Below are 17,358 nucleotides of genomic sequence, written 5' to 3'. Positions count from 1 at the left end.
CGAAGGGTGTAGCAACGTGTCTCACCAGGCCCTTCGTGGCTCGTCGCTTGCGCTCCTCGCACCTCAGGGATCAGTGGGTTGTGTGCTTCTTTCGGACCGGGGAACGATGGGAGACGCTTCGCTCGGGTCAGACGACGTCGACCTCAGACGTCGAGTCCGGGATCGTGATCAGTGCTCGACGACGCAGTGTTCCGCGGGGCGACCGTACCGACGGCGCCACGCGGAACTCGGCCTCCCACCGATCGGAGTGGATCCGGTTGAGCAGGTAGCCGCGTTGCGAGTTGCCGAACCGGACGTGGGGTGACGCTTCCTTGAGGCGGCGGTCGCCGTCGTCGCTGTCCTCCCCGTCCCCGCCGGAGGTGATCGACGTCGCGGCCAATTCGACGCCGCGCGTGAGCGATTCATCGGTGTAGGAGGTCCGGAGGTCGGCGACCACGCTGCGATGGATGTCGCCGGCGAGGGACACCAGATTGCGCACGCCCCGGTCGGCGGCGCCGCCGAGGATGCGGGAGCGCGAGGCCTCGTAGCCGCTCCACCCGTCCATGCTGACCGCCCGGGTCGAGCCGACGGTTCGGGCGAGGTCGGCCATCGGTACCTGCTGGGCGAGGACGTTCCACCGGTGCCGGGACGAGGCGAAACCGTCGAGCACCCATCGTTCCTGTTCGGCGCCGAGGATGGTGCGGGAGACGTCCGCGGTGCGCGCGTTCTGCCCGGTGTCGTTGTCCCCGTTGGCCTGATCGCTGCGGTGACTGCGGGTGTCGAGGAGGGTGAGGTCGACGAGATCGCCGAAACCGAGCCGCCGATGCGCGCGGATGACGGTTCCGTTCGGTCGGGCCGCCACCCGCACCGGCGTGTTCTCCCACCAGGCGCGCAGCGCGCGGGCGCGACGCAGCGCGAACGCGGTGAGTGGGGTGTGGTCCTCGGGAATCGCTGCGGCCCAGTTGTTGTCGACCTCATGATCGTCGAAGGTGATCACGAACGGTGCCATCGCGTGGGCGAGTTGGAGGTCGGGGTCGGACTTGTACAGCGCGTAGCGCTCGCGGTAGTCGTCGAGGTCGACTGCTTCCCGTGTTGCCGAGAGAGGAAGCACCGCATCGGGTCTCGCACCACCATGAACCGGGATCGGCTTCTCGTAGATGTAGTCACCGAGGTGGAGCACCACGTCGGGTGCATGCGCCGCCAGGTCGGCGTACGCATGGTAGTAGCCGTCGGACCAGTTCTGGCAGGACGCGACGGCGACCGTCATCTTCTCGACGCGTGCGAAAGGTGCTGGTGCCGTTCGGGTCCGGCCGACCGTCGAGACCTCGCCGAGTGCCCGGAACCGATAGAAGTAGTCGGCGGCGGGCGCGAGACCGCGGACATCGACGTGCACGCTGTGCCCCCATTCCGCGGTGGCGTGGACCGTACCCCGACGCACGATGCGGGTCATGGATTCGTTGGCGGCGATCTCCCAGTCGACTCGCACCGGGCGTGGTCCCATGCCGCCACCGGGCGCGAACGGGTTGCGCGACAATCGCGTCCACAGCACAACGCCGTCGGGGAGGGGGTCACCGGACGCCACCCCGAGTCCGAACACGCCGGCGGGGTGAGCCGGTGTGGGTAGGGCCGGCGAGGTGCCGCCGAGGAGGCCGGGCGTGAACGCGAGACCGGCGACGAGTGCCGACCAGGTGAGGAAGCGGCGTCGGGAAGTGCCGCCGCGGAGCGTGAGGTCGGGATGACAACGGATGGTCGACGGTGTGAGAAGGGCCGGTGATGCGTCGGCCGGGTTTCCCCGCATGGCCTCAGCCGACCAGGATCACCTGACCTGGGCTCCACCTGCAGACGGCGGGGACATGATGCGGAGGTGAAGTCTCCGACCTCCACGCGTACGTCCCCGCCGCCTGCCCGACGGGCTACCGCGAGTCGATCAACCCGCTCGACTCGCTCTCGGCGTCGGTCACGACGCCGACTCGCTTGCGACGGGCGCGGATTCCGAGTGCGGCGTCGACCACGAGGAACCCGAGCAGGCTGAGTCCGAGCAACGGCACGAACCAGCCCACCACCGCGGCCACCACCACGATCGCGACCGCGCCGGCCACCGGCACCCGACGCAGTGCACCCCGTGCCGGCGGGCGACCCACCGCGACCGCGCCGCCACGCTTCGGCCGCCGTTGCCACCACATCTGATAGCCGCGGACGATCAACACCACGAGCGCGATCGCCAGGAGCAGGAGAACCAGCTGGCTCACCCAGCCGAACAGGATGCCCATGTGCAGTGCGATGCCCCAGGTCGTGAGTTTCGCGGCGAGCGGCCAGTCGGCGAACCGCAGTTCGTCGACAACGGCACCGGTCGCGCCGTTCACGGTGACGGTGTCCTGGGCGAACTGCCAGGGCTGCCTGGTCTCGGCGATGGTGAAGGCGGTGTCCGCATCGGTCGGGATCGAGACCTCCACCTGGCCGTCCACACCGGCGGCCCGAGCGGTGCCCAGCACCCGGTCGAGCTGCGCGATCGTCTGCCCGGACGCTTCCGGAACGTGCTGCTCGTGACCCGCGCCGCCGTGATCGCCGTGCCCGCTGTGATCACCCAGCCCGTCCGATCCGGACGTCGATCCGGACAGCGAGGTGTCGACCGTCGGGGTCGTCCAGCTCAGCGCCGTGCGCACATCGGAGACGTGCTCACCGGCGTACTTCGACCAAGTCAGACCGGTGGCCGACAAGAACACCAACCCCACCGCGATCCAGACGCCGATCACGCCGTGCCGGTTGCGGGTGCGGTTGCGTCCGGTCGCCGATCGGTCGAAGGCGACCAGGTCGGCGGCGCGTCGTTTTCGGCGCGCGCGATACGCGGAGATCCACAGCGTGAGGCCGGCCACGGCGATGACCCACAGCCAGGAGGCGGCGAGCTCGCTGTAGATCCGGCCGGGCTCGCCGAGATGGAGGTGACGGTGCAGTTCGCTGATCCAGGTGCGCATCGGCAACGCCGCGCTGCTGCCGTAGGACACCAGCTCTCCGGTCGATTCCAGGGTCACCGGATCGATGAACACGGCCTGGCGCTTCGACGCCCCGAGGGAGGGATCGTCGAACAGGACGCGGGTCGTGTCGCCGGCCTCGGCGGCCGGGCGCACCGCGGACAGGGTGAGGTCCGGGCGGAGCCGGGCCGCCGCCTCGACCTGTTCGGAGATCGGACGTGCGTCGCCGGTGCTGTCGGTGGAGAGTTGATCGCGGTAGACGACCTGTTCCAGCGACGGGGAGATCGCGTAGAGCCCGCCACTGACCGCCGCAACGATCAGGAACGGCGCGATGAAGATGCCTGCGTAGAAGTGCAAGCGGCGCAGCAGAGGTTGCCAGCTGTTCGGGGTCACCCGCCGGTCTGGTGCGGCGGCTGGTGGAGTGGGGTTGTCGTCGGATGTTTTGGGACGGGGGTCGGGCGGCCCGGTGGGTTCACCGGGGCGGGACAGGTTCGACAGGGACACGGTGGGCCTCTCATGCGGAAGACGGCGCGCGGCATCGACCGCGGTCAGGCGGGATGGCAGACGCGCACCGACCGGCCCGTCGGGTGACGGGTCGGCGGAGTAGGGAATCAGCGCGTGAGGGCCGGGGGTCCGCGGGTGTCGAGAGCGGCGATGGCGCGCAGGCGGGGCCGCGCGTCGTCGTGGGTCGCCCGCGGGGCGCGCAGGATCGCGTCGTCAGCGGGCGGGTCGAGGACGGCCCGGATGAGAGCGACGACCGCGGTCAGGACGCTGAGCAGGGCGGGTTCGACGACGTGGATGGCGGCGGCGGTGAGCAGAGTCGCCACCGCGTGGACGAACAGCATGGTCCCGCTCGGCGCGTGTGCAAGCGCACTCACACCGGCGTGGTGCGCCGACGAGGCATCGAGCGCGGTGAGGGACACGTGTGCGAGCACCTGTCCGGCCGCGAGGAGCCCGATCGTGCCGAGCCACCCGGGACGACGACGGGCCGTCGCGCCGATCGTCCAGCCGAGTACGGTGCACGCCGCGATCATGAACACCAGAGATGAGGTGGCGGGGAGAGAACCGGCCGCGAGCCCGTGCGCGGCCACCGCGGTGCTCGCCGACAGCGCGCCGACGACCCCACCGCGAAGGCGGTGGAGGGCGCGCACGTCCGGGTTCACGGAAGGAGCATAGCGACGGCGGTCATGCCCGAACCGCGCGCGGTCAGCGAACGGGCAGGTCAGCCCAACACCAGGAGCCAGGCGGCGACGTAGTGCAGCAGGGCCGCGACTGCGGTGCATGCATGGAACACCTCGTGATGACCGAAGGTCTCCGGCCAGGGGTCGGGCCAGCGTGCCGCATAGAGGACGCCACCGACGCTGTAGAAGACACCGCCGAGCGCGAGCAGGATCAGAACGGGCAGACCGGTCTCGCCGACGAGCGCCGGGGCGACGGCCACGATCACCCAGCCCAGCACGATGTAGAGGGTGACCCCGAGCCAGCGGGGTGCGCCGGGCCACGCGATCTTGAGGGTCGCACCGGCGGCTGCGCCGGCCCAGACGATGCCGAGGACCCACCAACTGGTCGGCGAGGGAAGCCCGAGGGCGCAGAACGGCGTGTAGGTGACGGCGATGAACAGGAAGATCATCGCGTGGTCGGCACGTTTCATCCGGGTCCGCGCGCGGGCGGTCTTCCACGGAATCCGGTGGTAGCCGGCGCTGATCGCGAAGAGTCCGAGCACGGTGACCGCGTAGACGGCACACGGGACGACGGCGACGGGGTCGCCGACCGTGGCCGCGCCGATCACCAGGGCCAGCCCCGCGACCGCGGCCACATAGGCGGAGTAGTGGTGGATGACCCCGCGCAGTCGTGGGCGGACGTCAGCCGGCGGGTTCAGCAACGTGCTCACCGAACCTACGGTACCGTAACTTCGCGCGTCCACAGCGTCACCGGCAAGGCGCGATGCGACGCGTAAGGTGTCCTGCGTGACACGAGGCCGACACGACGCGGGAACGACGCGAGGATGAAGCTCCTGCCGGACCGGCTTCGACGACCCGTTCTCTCCGTCTACGAACGGCGGCTCATCCAGCTCCTCGACACCGAGCGCCTGCCGCGTCACGTGGCGATCATCTGCGACGGCAACCGGCGGTGGGCGCGTGAGGCTGGTTTCGAGGACGTCAGCCACGGACATCGCGTGGGTGCCCAGCGCATCGCGGACATGCTCGGCTGGTGCGCCGGCCTGGGCATCGAAGCCGTCACGATCTACCTGTTGTCGGCCGAGAACCTCAACCGGTCGTCGGACGAGCTCGACGCACTCCTCGAGATCGTGCCGGACATCGTCGACGAGATCTCCGCGTCCGAGGGCGAGTGGCGGATCCGCATCGTCGGCACCCTCGACGCACTGCCCGAGCCGGTGGCCGGACGTCTGCGGGCGGCCGCCGACCGCACCGCCGAACGGCAGGGGATGAACGTCAACGTCGCCGTCGGATACGGCGGGCGCCAGGAGATCGTGGACGCGGTTCGCGCACTCCTGGAGGAGAAGGTGACCGCCGGGGCGACTGCGGCCGAGATGGTGGATGCGGTCACCGTGGAGGCGATCGACGCCAATCTCTACACCAAGGGTCAGCCCGACCCGGATCTCGTGATCCGGACCTCCGGAGAGCAGCGGCTGTCGGGATTCCTGTTGTGGCAGAGCGCCTATTCGGAGATCTGGTTCACCGACGCCTACTGGCCGGAGTTCCGTCGGGTGGACTTCCTGCGCGCCTTGCGCGACTACTCCGCGCGGAGCCGGCGGTTCGGCAAGTGACTCCGCCGGTGTCGATCCGCGCCGGGTTCAGCGTGCGGCGGAGTCGGCCAGGAGCCCGGTCAATGCGGTGAGATCGGCGCCGAAGGTCGACGCCGCGGGAGTGCCGAAGCCGACGCCGATCCCGCCGGAGGGCAGCGGGTCGGCGTCGGGATGCCGGAACAGGGACTGTCCGGTCACCGCGATTCCGCGTTCGTAGGCCCGGTGGACGATGGTTCCCTCGTCGGCATGGTCGACGGGGATCAACGCGTGCAGTCCGGCGGCGATGCCGGGGAGTTCCAGTCCGATCCCGGCCAGGGCCGCCACCAACGCGTCGCGTCGGGTCCGGTAGGCCTGACGGCTGCGCCGGATGTGCCGGTCGTAGGCTCCGGAACCGATCAGCTCGGCCAGCGTGAGCTGGTCGACGATGCTCGCGTCGGCCTCACGGAACCCCTTGCCGCGCAACACCGGTTCGACCAGATGGGCGGGAGTGGCCAGCCAGCCCGCGCGTACCGCCGGCGACAGGCTCTTGCTCAACGAACCGGTGTGGACGACGACGTCGGGACCGAGCGCCTGCAACGCGCCGACCGGTTCGCGATCGTAGCGGAACTCGCCGTCGTAGTCGTCCTCCACGATGACCGCGCCGGTCCGCCGCGCCCAGTCGACGACCTGCATCCGGCGCGCCGGCGAAAGGGCGACACCCGTGGGGAACTGGTGGCTGGGGGTCAGCACGACCGAGGCCGCCCCGGTGCGTTCGAGCTCGTCGATGACCATGCCGTCGGCGTCGATGCGCACCGGTACGACCCGCGCGCCGCCGCGCTCGAGGGCATGCCGGTGGAAGGGCAGACCGTGGCTCTCGACCGCGACGACACCACCGATCACCGTGCGCGCCAACAACTCCAGTGCCGACAGCACCGACGTCCCGAGAACGATCAGGTCCGGTGCGGTGCGGACACCCCGCGTGCGGGCCAGGTAACCGGTGAGGGCGTTCCGCAGCTCGAGGCGCCCGCGGGGGTGCGCCGGTCCGAAGGCGTCGTCGGGGGTCTCGGTCAGGGCGCGTCGGGTGGCGCGTATCCAGTCGTTGCGCGGGAACATCCCGGCGCAGGGTCGTCCCAGCGAGAAGTCGTGACGCAGGGCCGGCAAGGCGGTGGACGCACCGGGATCGTCGATGGCCGGTGGCCGTGCCGCACCGTCGGCGACCCGGGTGGCCGAGCCCTGGCGCGCGGTCAGCCACCCTTCCGCGATCAGTTCGGAGTAGACCGCCGACACGGTGCCGCGAGCGAGACCGAGGTCCGCGGCGAGGGATCGGTACGGCGGCAATGCGGTGCCCGCGGGCAGCCGGTTGTCGAGGATGGCCGAGCGCAGCGCCTCGGTGAGGGCCCGGCGCAGGGTGGCACCGCGCCCGCGGGCACCCGCGCCCGGATCGGGCTGCAGATCGAGGAAAAGGTCCGCGCCCAGCCGCTCGGCCACTTCGGCCCAGGGATCCGCCGTCGAATTGACCCGCTTTTCTGCCATTGGATTGGACCACTTTCTTGAGCTAATTGCGGCATAGCCTAAACCCACAACACAGAGCTGTCCGTCCTTGAGGAGGAACGAGATGAAGATCGTGGTCGTGGGTGCCAGCGGTGCGCTGGGAAGTCGGGTCGCCGACCTGCTCGTCGAGCGGGGCCACGAGGTGGTGCGCGCCAGCCGGGCGACCGGCGTCGACGCCTACACCGGAACGGGTCTGGCGGCGGCGTTCGACGGTGCCGACGCCGTCGTCGACTGCCTCAGTCTCCAGACGCTGAAGGCGAAGGAGGCGATCGACTTCTTCGAGACCACGGCGACCAAGATCGGCCGCACCGCGACGACGGCGGGCGTCGCGCACGTCGTCGTGGTGTCGATCGTCAACGCCGGCGATCCGGCGGTCAACGCCAAATTCGGTTACTACCAGGGCAAAGCGGCACAGGAGGCCGCCTACGGCGAGGTCGTCGACCCCGCGGCACTCACCATCCTGGCGTCGGTGCAGTGGTTCGAGCTCGCCGAGCAGATGATGTCGTCGATGGGGTTCGGTCCGATCGCCGCGGTGCCCAGGATGCGGTGCGCCCCGGCCGCTGTCGCCGACGTGGCCGTGGCGGTCGCCGACGTGGTGACCGCGGGGCCGACCGAAAAGCGGACGATCGAGGTGAGCGGACCGGTGGAGATGGACCTGGTCGATGTGGCGAAAGCGGTTGCTGCGCAGACCGGCTCACCACGATGGATATTCGGCGTCCGGTTCGGGGGGCCGGCGATCCGCGGGGGCGGACTCGTGCCCGCCGATCCCGACGTCGTCACGTCGACGACGCTCGACGGGTGGCTGGCCGGTCGCGAGAGTACGAATGCCGGGGAACGGCGATGAGCGCCGCCGCCCGGCCCGCGACGAGAATGTGGATACCGCAGGACAATCCGTCCGTGTACAAGGCCCTCGTGGCGCTGCAGCGGGCATCGTCGGCCGGCGTTGACCCAGAACTCGCCGAACTGATCGTCATCCGGGCCTCGCAACTCAACGGGTGCGCCTACTGCCTGCACATGCACACCTCCGATGCCCTCGCCAAGGACATCGACCCTCACAAACTGATGCTGATCGCCGCGTGGCGGGAGGCCGGATCGGCGTTCACCCCGGCCGAACGGGCGGCGCTGGCTCTCACCGAGAGCGTCACGCTGATCGGCGAGAACGGTGTCCCCGACGACGTGTTCGATTCCGCACGAGCCCATTTCGACGCCGCCGCGATGGGTCAGCTGGTCGCGTCGATCGTGATGATCAACGCGTGGAACCGCATCGCGCTGGCCGGCGGGTACCCGGCCGGACTCGACGAACGCCGGGCCGCGTCGTCGGTCAGAGCTTCCGCAGGCGCACCCGGTTGATGGAGTGGTCGTAGTCCTTGCGCAGCACCAGTGACGCCCGCGGCCGGGTGGGCAGGATGTTCTCGATCAGATTCGGACGGTTGATCGAGGTCCACAGATCCCGGGCCGCGGCGGTCGCCTGATCGTCGGTCAGCGACGCGTACGCGTGGAAGTGCGAGTCCGGGTTGGCGAACGAGGTGGTCCGCATCTGCAGGAAGCGCGAGATGTACCAGGATTCGATGTCGTCGATCTTGGCGTCGACGTAGATGGAGAAGTCGAACAGGTCCGAGACCATCAGCGTCGCTCCGGTCTGGAGCACGTTGAGGCCCTCGAGGATGAGGATGTCGGGCTGGCGCACATAGTGATAGACGTCGGGCACGATGTCGTAGGCGAGGTGCGAGTAGACCGGCGCGGCGACCTCCCGCGCACCCGACTTCACCTCGGTGACGAAGCGCAGCAGTGCCCGGCGGTCGTACGACTCGGGAAATCCCTTGCGGTGCAGAATGCCCCGACGCTGCATCTCCGCGGTGCGCAGCAGAAAACCGTCGGTGGTGATCAGGTCCACCTTCGGGTGGGACTCCCAGCGGGCGAGCAGGGCGGCGAGCACGCGGGCCGTCGTCGACTTCCCGACCGCCACACTGCCCGCGATCCCGATGACGAAGGGCACCTGCCGATTGGTCTGCCGCTCACCGAGGAAGGTCGAGGTCGCGGCGAACAACCGTTGCCGCGCAGCGACTTGCAGGTGGATCAGACGAGACAGCGGCAGATAGACGTCGGCGACCTCGTCGAGGTCGATCTGCTCGCCGAGGCCGACGAGCTCGGCCAGTTCGTCCTCGTTGAGGACCAGGGGCATCGACTCGCGGAGTTCGCGCCACTGCCTCCGGTCGAGTTCCAGGTACAGACTGGGATCCCGATCGGTGGCGTTGCGGGCCATCAGGGCAGCTCCGCCGATGTCGGTTCCGCTGCTCCCGGAGTGATCATGCGTACAGCTTAGGGCGGCGTGTGACAGCGTCGATCGGTAGCCTGCCGGTATGCCGTCCCCGACCGTCGCCGACACCGACCACGCCTCGGACCCGTTGGTGGCCGAGTACCTCCGCCTCGGCCTCGCCTTCGATCGCCTCGAACGGGGCTTCGTCGATGCCTACACCGGCGATCCTGCGCTGAAGGCGGAGGTCGAGAACGCGCCCGCACCCGATCCCGCCCGGCTCGCAGACCGGGCTCGTGGCCTGCTCGCCGACCTGCCCGGCGCGCTCGACGCGCAGCGCGCCGAGTTCGTCGGCGCCCACCTGCGCGCGCTGGAGTGCTCGGCGCGCAAGTTCGCCGGCGACGACGTCGGATTCGTCGACGAGGTCCGCGCCTACTTCGACGTCGACATCGCGATGGCCGACCCCGACCGGTATCGGCAGGCGCACGCCGACCTGGCGGAGGCCCTCGGCGTCCCGGGCGCCACCGGCGACGAGCTCCGGGACATCTACGCCGCGCACCGGCGTGCCGACGAGATCCCGCCCGAGCGGGTCGACGAGTGTGTCCGCGCCTTCAGCAGCGCGCTCCGCGAACGAGTTCGGTCCGCATATCCGTTGCCGGACAACGAGATCGTGGAGTTCGAGGTCGTCACCGACAAGCCGTGGTCGGGATTCAACTACTACCTCGGCAACTATCGCTCACGCGTCGCCATCAATGCCGATCTCACGCAGTACACGTCCTCGTTGCCCGCGCTCATCGCGCACGAGGCCTACCCCGGACACCACACCGAGCACTGCCGAAAAGAGCAGGTGCTCGTCGGCGCCGGGCACGACGAGCAGTCGATCTTCCTGGTCAACACCCCGCAGTGCCTGATGGCCGAGGGCCTCGCCGACCACGCGCTGGCCGCGATCGTCGGTCCCGAGTGGGGAACGTGGGCACAGGAGATCTACGCCGACCTCGGACTCCGCTTCGATGCCGGGCGGGCGATGGGCGTCGGACGCGCCACAGCCGGGCTCCTCGGCGTTCGTCAGGACGCCGCGCTGCTGCTGCACGACCGCCATGCCGACGCCGACACCGTCGCCGAACATCTCCGGCGCTGGCTTCTCGCACCCGAGGAACGGGCCCGGCAGATGCTGCGATTCCTCACCTCGCCGCTCTGGCGCGCGTACATCAGCACCTACGTCGAGGGATACCGATTGCTCGAGGCGTGGCTCGACACGGCCGACGACCGCGCCGCCGCGTTCGGGCGTCTGCTCGACGAGCCGCTCATCCCGGCGAGTCTGCGGCGCGAACTGGCACACCCTTCGTGACGCCCCTCCGCAGGCTCCGGGACTCCTCAGGGAGCGGGCGGCGAGTCTGCGGCGCGAACTCGGTGCCTAGAATCGGGGCATGACCGCGAACCCGTCATCCCTGAACTCGATGTCCCTGGCCGAGCTCGACCCCGACGTCGCCGCCGCCATGAACGGTGAACTCAGCCGCCAGCGGGACACCCTCGAGATGATCGCCTCGGAGAACTTCGTGCCGCGTGCGGTGCTGCAGGCCCAGGGCAGCGTGCTGACCAACAAGTACGCCGAGGGTTACCCGGGACGTCGCTACTACGGCGGGTGCGAGTACGTCGACGTCGTCGAGGACATCGCCCGCAACCGGGCGAAGGAGCTGTTCGGTGCCGATTTCGCGAACGTGCAACCGCATTCGGGTGCCCAGGCCAACGCCGCGGTGCTGCAGGCCCTGATGGAGCCGGGGGAGACCATGCTCGGTCTCGACCTCGCGCACGGCGGTCATCTCACCCACGGCATGCGCCTGAACTTCTCCGGCAAGCTCTACGAGAACGCCTTCTACGGCGTGAGCAAAGAGGACTTCCGCATCGACATGGACGAGGTGCGCAAGATCGCCCTCGACGTCAAACCGAAGGTCATCGTCGCCGGGTGGTCGGCCTACCCGCGCACGCTCGACTTCGAGGCGTTCCGCTCCGTCGCCGACGAGGTCGGCGCACACCTCTGGGTCGACATGGCCCACTTCGCCGGTCTCGTCGCCGCCGGCCTACATCCGTCGCCGGTCCCGCATGCCGACGTCGTGTCCTCGACCGTGCACAAGACCCTCGGCGGCCCGCGTTCGGGGATCATCCTGGCCAAGCAGGAGTGGGCCAAGAAGCTGAACTCGGCGGTGTTCCCCGGTCAGCAGGGCGGGCCGCTCATGCACGCGATCGCCGGTAAGGCGGTGGCCCTGAAGATCGCCGCCACCGACGAATTCGCCGAGCGCCAGCGGCGCACCCTGTCCGGGGCGCGGCTTCTCGCCGAACGCCTCAACGGCTCGGATGTGGCCGCGGCCGGCGTCTCGGTCCTGACCGGCGGTACCGACGTCCACCTCGTGCTCGTCGATCTGCGGAACAGCGCCCTCGACGGCCAACAGGCCGAGGACCTGCTGCATCAGGTCGGCATCACCGTCAATCGCAATGCGGTGCCGTTCGATCCGCGACCGCCGATGGTCACCTCGGGTCTGCGCATCGGCACCCCGGCGCTGGCCACCCGCGGCTTCGGCGACGAACAGTTCACCGAGGTCGCCGACATCATCGCCACCGCGCTCGCGGCCGGCGACGCCGCCGACGTCTCGGCCTTGCGTGGTCGCGTGTCCAAGCTCGCGCTCGACTTCCCGCTCTACGACGGTCTCGAGGAGTGGGGCCTGATGAGCCGGATCTGACCTGGATTGCCTGTTCCGGCGGCGCGTCCGTATCCTTTCAGCGATGAACGCCCTCACTGAAGACGACCTGATCATCGCGCTCGAGAAGGCTCTTCCCGAGATCGCCGAAGACCACCAGTCGGCCGCGGCTCCGTGGAATCCGCACGACTGGGTGCCGTGGGACGACGGACGCAACTTCGGGTTCCTCGGCGGAGCGGATTTCGATCCGTCGGAGGCCTTCCTGTCCGATGAGGCACGTGCGGGACTGCTCGCCCTCCTGCTGACGAAGGACAACCTGCCGTCGTACCACCGGGTGCTGGCCAAACACTTCCCGGCCTTCTCCGACTGGCGGCAGCTCGTGGGCGTGTGGACCGCCGAGGACAACCGCCACGCGATCGTCCTGCGCGACTACCTCGTCGTCCGGCGCGCGATCGATCCGGTGGACGCCGAGGAGCGTCGTCGCATCCACGTCACGCAGGGGTATCGGCAGACGCCGGAGCAGGTCGAGCCACTCGGTCCGCTCGACGTGCTCGCGCTGATGGCGGTACACGAGAATCAGTGCGTCCACTTCATCAAGCGCCTGTCGGCGGTCGCCGGCGACGAGGCGCTCGTGGAGATCCTGACGAGGATCTCCAACGACGACCAGGGCCAGGCCACCACCTTCGGGGCGTTCCTCAACGCCGGCATTGTCGCCGACCAGGACGCCACCGTTCTCGCCATCGACCGGGCGCTGGCCCTCGACGAGCCGATCGGCCACGACATCGCCGACTTCGACGCCGAGCGCGCGCTCATCGCCGACTACGAGAACGCCGAGGTGAAGGCGGCCATCGCGGCGGCCCTGGCCGACGCGGTCAAGCTCGACACCGTCTCCGGTCTCGGCGAGGAGGCGGAGGCCGCGCGCACCCGCATCCTCGCTCGCACCGGCCGCTGACGACTCGCGCCCCAGTACGAACACGGCGCCACCGGGACGACGAAAGTCCTGGTGGCGCCGTGTTGCGTCTCCGGTGGAAACGATACGGCGGTTTACCCACAATTCACGCCGACACACCGGATTCCGGCGCGCCGCCACCGATTTCCGCGCGTACGTTGGCGAGTGACGGACCGCGGGGAAGCGGTTCGTTCGGGAGGTTCAATTCGTGGTTTGTGCGAGCAACGCGAGGGGACCGGCCCCGGTCCTCGTCCACCTCGGCTGACGCCGGGACAACGGACAACTGGACCGGCCGGTCGACCAACACTGGTTTGTGCGGGAGCCGCACGAACGTAGGAGCCCCACGTGACCACACGCACCTACGTCCTCGATACCTCCGTGCTGCTGTCCGATCCCTGGGCGGTCATGCGTTTCGCCGAACACCACGTCGTGCTGCCACTGGTGGTCATCAGCGAACTCGAGGGCAAACGTCACCACCACGAACTCGGCTGGTTCGCGCGTGAGGCGTTGCGCATGCTCGACGACATGCGACTCGAACACGGCCGGCTCGACCTGCCGCTCGAGATCGGCGACGAGGGAGGCACCCTCCAGGTGGAGCTCAACCACACCGACCCCGCAGTGCTGCCCGCCGGCTTCCGCACCGACTCGAACGACTCCCGCATCCTCGCCTGTGCGCTGAACCTGCGCGCCGAGGGCAAGGACGTGACCCTCGTGTCCAAGGACACGCCGCTGCGCGTGAAGGCCGGCGCGGTGGGCCTGGCCGCCGACGAATACCACGCGCAGGATGTCGTGGTCTCGGGGTGGTCGGGCATGACCGAACTCGATGTCGCCACCGCCACGGTCGACACGTTGTTCGCCGAGGGCGTCGTCGACCTCGACGAGGCACGCGAACTGCCGTGTCACACCGGTGTTCGGCTGCTCAGCGCCACGTCGAGTGCCCTGGGCCGGGTGAACGCGGACAAGCGGGTGCAACTGGTCCGCGGCGACCGCGAGGCCTTCGGACTGCACGGACGGTCGGCCGAGCAGCGGGTCGCCCTCGACCTGCTCCTCGACGAAAGCGTGGGGATCGTCTCGCTCGGCGGCAAGGCCGGTACCGGAAAATCGGCGCTCGCGCTCTGTGCGGGCCTGGAAGCGGTCCTGGAACGGCGTACCCAGCGGAAGGTCGTCGTGTTCCGGCCGCTGTACGCCGTCGGCGGACAACAGCTCGGCTATCTGCCCGGCAGCGAGTCCGACAAGATGGGTCCGTGGGCACAGGCGGTCTTCGACACGCTGGAGGGGCTCGCGTCGCCGGAGGTCATCGACGAGGTCTTGAGCCGCGGCATGCTGGAGGTGCTGCCACTGACGCACATCCGCGGGCGGTCGCTGCACGATTCGTTCGTCATCGTCGACGAGGCGCAGTCGCTGGAACGCAACGTGTTGCTCACCGTTCTCTCCCGCCTGGGGTCGGGATCTCGCGTGGTGCTGACCCACGACGTCGCGCAACGTGACAATCTTCGGGTGGGCCGCCACGACGGCGTCGCCGCGGTCATCGAAAAGCTGAAGGGACACCCGCTCTTCGCGCACATCACGCTCACCCGCAGCGAGCGGTCGCCGATCGCCGCACTCGTGACCGAGATGCTCGAGGAGTTCGCGCCGTAGGGCCGAGCGCCGACCTCTGGGTTCCAGTTGCTCGGTGGCCGTGGGGATTTCGCCGCCCGCTACACGAAGGCCGCGTCGACTCCGGAAAGGAGTCGACGCGGCCCTCGCGTGTCAGATCAGGCGGTCGGCGGTTCGATCGGGGTGAAGTCGCGGAGCGAATTCAAGAGGTCGACGATGGCGGTGAGCAGTTCGACGTTCTCCAAGGATGTCATTGTTCTCCCTTAATCGAATGGCTATCCGTTTCCGACGGCCGCCTCTATTCGACGCCGTCGTTCGCAACAGTAATGATCTGATAACAAACGCGCAAACAAAGTCCATGAGAATTCGACCTATTTCTCAGATGAAATTGCCGAATGTGTTTTTGTACTGCATCTCGAATCATGGCAATTCTGTGTTTTCGTATCGAGAAATCGACCTCGAGCGCGTGAATCCGGCTTCTGTCCATACGCCGACCGGCGCGTCGCCGACACCCGATCCGAACCGCACCGTGACCAGGACGTGACTCATCATCTCTTGCGCACTGTCAGACTGGCATGGTGCAGAAGTTACTGATGAGGCGAATGAGACTGTTGGGACTGCTGGTGATCGCGGTGCTCGCCGCGGTTGTCGGCGGCGCCGGGCAGTCGGTCGCCGCCCCAGAGACAACTACACCCGAGACATCCACGCCGGGGACGTCCACCACACCGAGTCCGGGAACGACGCCCGGGTCGGGCATGCCGCTGCTCGACGGCATTCTCGACCAGCTCGCCGGTGGGACCGGGTCGGACGACGGCACCGGCGGTGCCGGTGTACCCGGGGCGGGTGGGCCGACGAGCCAGATGATCGTGGTGACCGCGCCGAAGGCGTCCGACACCACCGCCGCCCTGACGGCCTTCGACCGGGGCGCCGACGGCAGTTGGAAACCCGTCATCGGCCCGACGAAGGCCTACCTCGGTTCGCTGGGCATGGGCGAGCCGAAGGACAACGTCCACCGGACCCCGCAGGGCACCTTCCCGCTCGACCAGGCTTTCGGCCGTGCGGAGAATCCCGGGACCAAGATGCCGTATCGCAAGGTCGACCAGCAGGACTGGTGGGACTCGAATATGACGTCGCCGACCTACAACACTCACGTGCGTCAGCCGCAGAGCCCCGGCGGGGACAGTGAGAACCTCTACAACTCCGGACCGGTCTACGACTACGCGGTCAACATCGCGCACAACCCGCAACGCACCCCGGGTCGGGCGTCGGCGATGTTCCTCCACGTGACGAACGGTGAACCGACGATGGGCTGCGTCGCGATCGAACGCGAGCTGATGAAACAGATCCTCGTGTGGCTCGATCCGGCCAAGAACCCGAAGATCACCATCGGTGTCAACCAGGGTGCACCCGCGGGCGACGCGCCCGGAGCAACCCCTCAAACCGCTCCGGGCACGACGCCGGGGACGACGCCTCCCACCACCTCGGGTGTTCCGGGTGCCGACGTCCTGACCGGTCTGCTCTCGCAGCTCGTCGGCGTGGTTCCGGCCCTCTTCGGGCTCGGCGGTCAGGCGGGCTGATCGGTCCGGCCGGGCCGGGCGCGAACGTCGGACAAACTCATCCGGGCACATCGGCAGCCGGGGCACCACGTGGCCTCGGTGCCGATGTGCCACCCGTTGACCCGGGCGAGATCGTCCAGGTCGGACTGGCGGAGCGGCGTACGGATCGCGAACGCGCGTCCGCAACTGCCGCAGTGCCGGTCGGAGGGGGAAGTTCCGGTTTCCACGAAAGCGGAAACAACTGTCATCTCGATGGATCTCTCTGTCACGGTTCGGGCGTCGGGCCGCACTCGTCCGAGAGCCCTCCCAGTCGGACGAGCGACCATTTCAGTGTCAGCTTATGTGATGTAGATCTCAAGAGTCGAATGACACATCGTTCGATCGACCCCTCCGCGTGGCCCCCCGCGCGGCGCTTCAGCGTCGTCGGTCGCGGTTCGCGGTCTTCGCCGCGTACACCGCCGCCTGGGTCCGGCGCTCCATGCCGAGCCTGCCGAGCAGTCGCGAGACATAGTTCTTGACGGTCTTCTCGGCGAGATGCATCCGCGCGGCGATCTGCCGGTTGGTCAGGCCCTCGCCGAGGAGGGCCAGCAGCGTCCGATCCTGCTCGCTGAGTCCGTCGTCTGTCGGTTCCGCGGCGTCCTGCCGGGCGCGTAGCCGATCCATCAACGCCGCCGCGGCGCGATTGTCGAGCAGAGACCGGCCGGCGCCCACCTCGGCGATCGCCCGCGCCAGTTCCATCCCGGTGATGTCCTTGATGACGTATCCGCTGGCCCCGGCCAGGATGGCGTCCATCATCGCCTCGTCGTCGGTCAGTGAGGTCAGCATGAGGCAACGCAGGCCGTCCACTCTGCTGAGAAGCTCACGGCACAATTCGATGCCGTTGCCGTCCGGAAGCCGGACGTCGAGCACGGCGACATCCGGAGACACCGCGGGAATGCGCGCGAGCGCCTGCGCGACGGTGGCGGCCTCGCCGACGACCTCCACCTCGGAAACGGAGTCGAGCAACTCGACGAGTCCCCGTCGGACGATTTCGTGGTCGTCCACCAGGAAAACCCTGATCATGCC

Annotated in this window: 16 protein-coding genes; 8 read left to right on the top strand and 8 right to left on the bottom strand. The window is 68.8% G+C overall.

From position 1 onward, the window contains the following. Positions 1-127: 127 nt before the first annotated feature. The 4 genes from ACFUEJ_RS09065 to ACFUEJ_RS09050 all read right to left on the bottom strand — a co-directional run bounded on the left by ACFUEJ_RS09065 (position 128) and on the right by ACFUEJ_RS09050 (position 4,839). Positions 128-1,777 (bottom strand): alkaline phosphatase, encoded by a 1,650-nt coding sequence (locus ACFUEJ_RS09065; RefSeq protein WP_058250735.1) that lies wholly within the window; start codon positions 1,775-1,777, stop codon positions 128-130. 115 nt (positions 1,778-1,892) lie between these two features. Further along, a complete protein-coding gene (locus ACFUEJ_RS09060; protein ID WP_374193859.1) occupies positions 1,893-3,452 on the bottom strand; it encodes a PepSY domain-containing protein in 1,560 nt (519 codons plus the stop codon). A gap of 107 nt (positions 3,453-3,559) precedes the next feature. Further along, positions 3,560-4,111 carry a hypothetical protein gene (locus ACFUEJ_RS09055; protein WP_231742312.1) on the bottom strand — a complete coding sequence of 184 codons (552 nt, stop codon included), beginning with the start codon at positions 4,109-4,111 and terminating at the stop codon, positions 3,560-3,562. Positions 4,112-4,170: 59 nt separating this feature from the next. Continuing rightward, a complete protein-coding gene (locus tag ACFUEJ_RS09050) occupies positions 4,171-4,839 on the bottom strand; it encodes a hemolysin III family protein (RefSeq protein WP_058250734.1) in 669 nt (222 codons plus the stop codon). 114 nt (positions 4,840-4,953) lie between these two features. On the opposite strand from ACFUEJ_RS09050, the gene ACFUEJ_RS09045 reads away from it, so the two are divergent. Continuing rightward, complete coding sequence (locus ACFUEJ_RS09045) at positions 4,954-5,736, top strand: isoprenyl transferase (protein ID WP_058250733.1); 783 nt, start codon at positions 4,954-4,956, stop codon at positions 5,734-5,736. Between the two features lie 27 nt (positions 5,737-5,763). Here ACFUEJ_RS09045 and ACFUEJ_RS09040 read toward each other — a convergent pair whose 3' ends face one another. Further along, positions 5,764-7,227, bottom strand: a complete 1,464-nt coding sequence (locus ACFUEJ_RS09040; protein ID WP_388028771.1) for a PLP-dependent aminotransferase family protein — start codon at positions 7,225-7,227, stop codon at positions 5,764-5,766. 82 nt (positions 7,228-7,309) lie between these two features. Here ACFUEJ_RS09040 and ACFUEJ_RS09035 point away from each other — a divergent pair, with 82 nt between their 5' ends. Next, positions 7,310-8,089 carry an SDR family oxidoreductase gene (locus ACFUEJ_RS09035; protein WP_388028768.1) on the top strand — a complete coding sequence of 260 codons (780 nt, stop codon included), beginning with the start codon at positions 7,310-7,312 and terminating at the stop codon, positions 8,087-8,089. Continuing rightward, positions 8,086-8,595 carry a carboxymuconolactone decarboxylase family protein gene (locus tag ACFUEJ_RS09030; RefSeq protein ID WP_238995047.1) on the top strand — a complete coding sequence of 170 codons (510 nt, stop codon included), beginning with the start codon at positions 8,086-8,088 and terminating at the stop codon, positions 8,593-8,595. The genes ACFUEJ_RS09035 and ACFUEJ_RS09030 overlap by 4 nt, the downstream gene beginning before the upstream one ends. Here ACFUEJ_RS09030 and coaA read toward each other — a convergent pair. Beyond that, the gene (gene coaA, locus ACFUEJ_RS09025) at positions 8,567-9,508 is read right to left on the bottom strand and encodes a type I pantothenate kinase (protein ID WP_058250729.1); all 942 of its coding nucleotides are present in this window, start codon (positions 9,506-9,508) and stop codon (positions 8,567-8,569) included. The two genes, ACFUEJ_RS09030 and coaA, sit on opposite strands and share 29 nt — an antisense overlap. A gap of 97 nt (positions 9,509-9,605) precedes the next feature. On the opposite strand from coaA, the gene ACFUEJ_RS09020 reads away from it, so the two are divergent. The 5 genes from ACFUEJ_RS09020 to ACFUEJ_RS09000 all read left to right on the top strand — a co-directional run bounded on the left by ACFUEJ_RS09020 (position 9,606) and on the right by ACFUEJ_RS09000 (position 16,314). Continuing rightward, positions 9,606-10,847 carry a DUF885 domain-containing protein gene (locus ACFUEJ_RS09020; RefSeq protein ID WP_388028764.1) on the top strand — a complete coding sequence of 414 codons (1,242 nt, stop codon included), beginning with the start codon at positions 9,606-9,608 and terminating at the stop codon, positions 10,845-10,847. Between the two features lie 79 nt (positions 10,848-10,926). Further along, entirely contained in the window at positions 10,927-12,234 is a 1,308-nt protein-coding gene (glyA, locus tag ACFUEJ_RS09015) for a serine hydroxymethyltransferase (protein WP_388028761.1), read from the top strand. A 43-nt stretch (positions 12,235-12,277) separates the two neighbouring features. Beyond that, complete coding sequence (locus ACFUEJ_RS09010; protein ID WP_388028758.1) at positions 12,278-13,144, top strand: acyl-ACP desaturase; 867 nt, start codon at positions 12,278-12,280, stop codon at positions 13,142-13,144. Between the two features lie 342 nt (positions 13,145-13,486). Continuing rightward, complete coding sequence (locus tag ACFUEJ_RS09005) at positions 13,487-14,779, top strand: PhoH family protein (protein WP_058250725.1); 1,293 nt, start codon at positions 13,487-13,489, stop codon at positions 14,777-14,779. A gap of 560 nt (positions 14,780-15,339) precedes the next feature. Then, on the top strand, positions 15,340-16,314 hold the full coding sequence (locus ACFUEJ_RS09000; RefSeq protein ID WP_388028755.1) for a L,D-transpeptidase: 975 nt from the start codon (positions 15,340-15,342) through the stop codon (positions 16,312-16,314). Here ACFUEJ_RS09000 and ACFUEJ_RS08995 read toward each other — a convergent pair. Together ACFUEJ_RS08995 and ACFUEJ_RS08990 are read right to left on the bottom strand one after the other, a co-directional pair. Further along, entirely contained in the window at positions 16,302-16,520 is a 219-nt protein-coding gene (locus ACFUEJ_RS08995; RefSeq protein WP_388028752.1) for a hypothetical protein, read from the bottom strand. The two genes, ACFUEJ_RS09000 and ACFUEJ_RS08995, sit on opposite strands and share 13 nt — an antisense overlap. 187 nt (positions 16,521-16,707) lie before the next feature. After that, positions 16,708-17,355: a response regulator gene (locus tag ACFUEJ_RS08990; RefSeq protein WP_388028750.1), complete on the bottom strand. Its 648-nt coding sequence runs from the start codon at positions 17,353-17,355 to the stop codon at positions 16,708-16,710. Positions 17,356-17,358: the final 3 nt, after the last annotated feature.

Origin of the sequence: Gordonia sp. NPDC057258 (genome assembly GCF_042668985.1) — a bacterium.
Taxonomy (GTDB): Bacteria; Actinomycetota; Actinomycetes; order Mycobacteriales; family Mycobacteriaceae; genus Gordonia; species Gordonia hongkongensis.
Note: the sequence above shows the minus strand (reverse complement) of the source record. Positions and strands in the feature narration are given on the sequence as shown.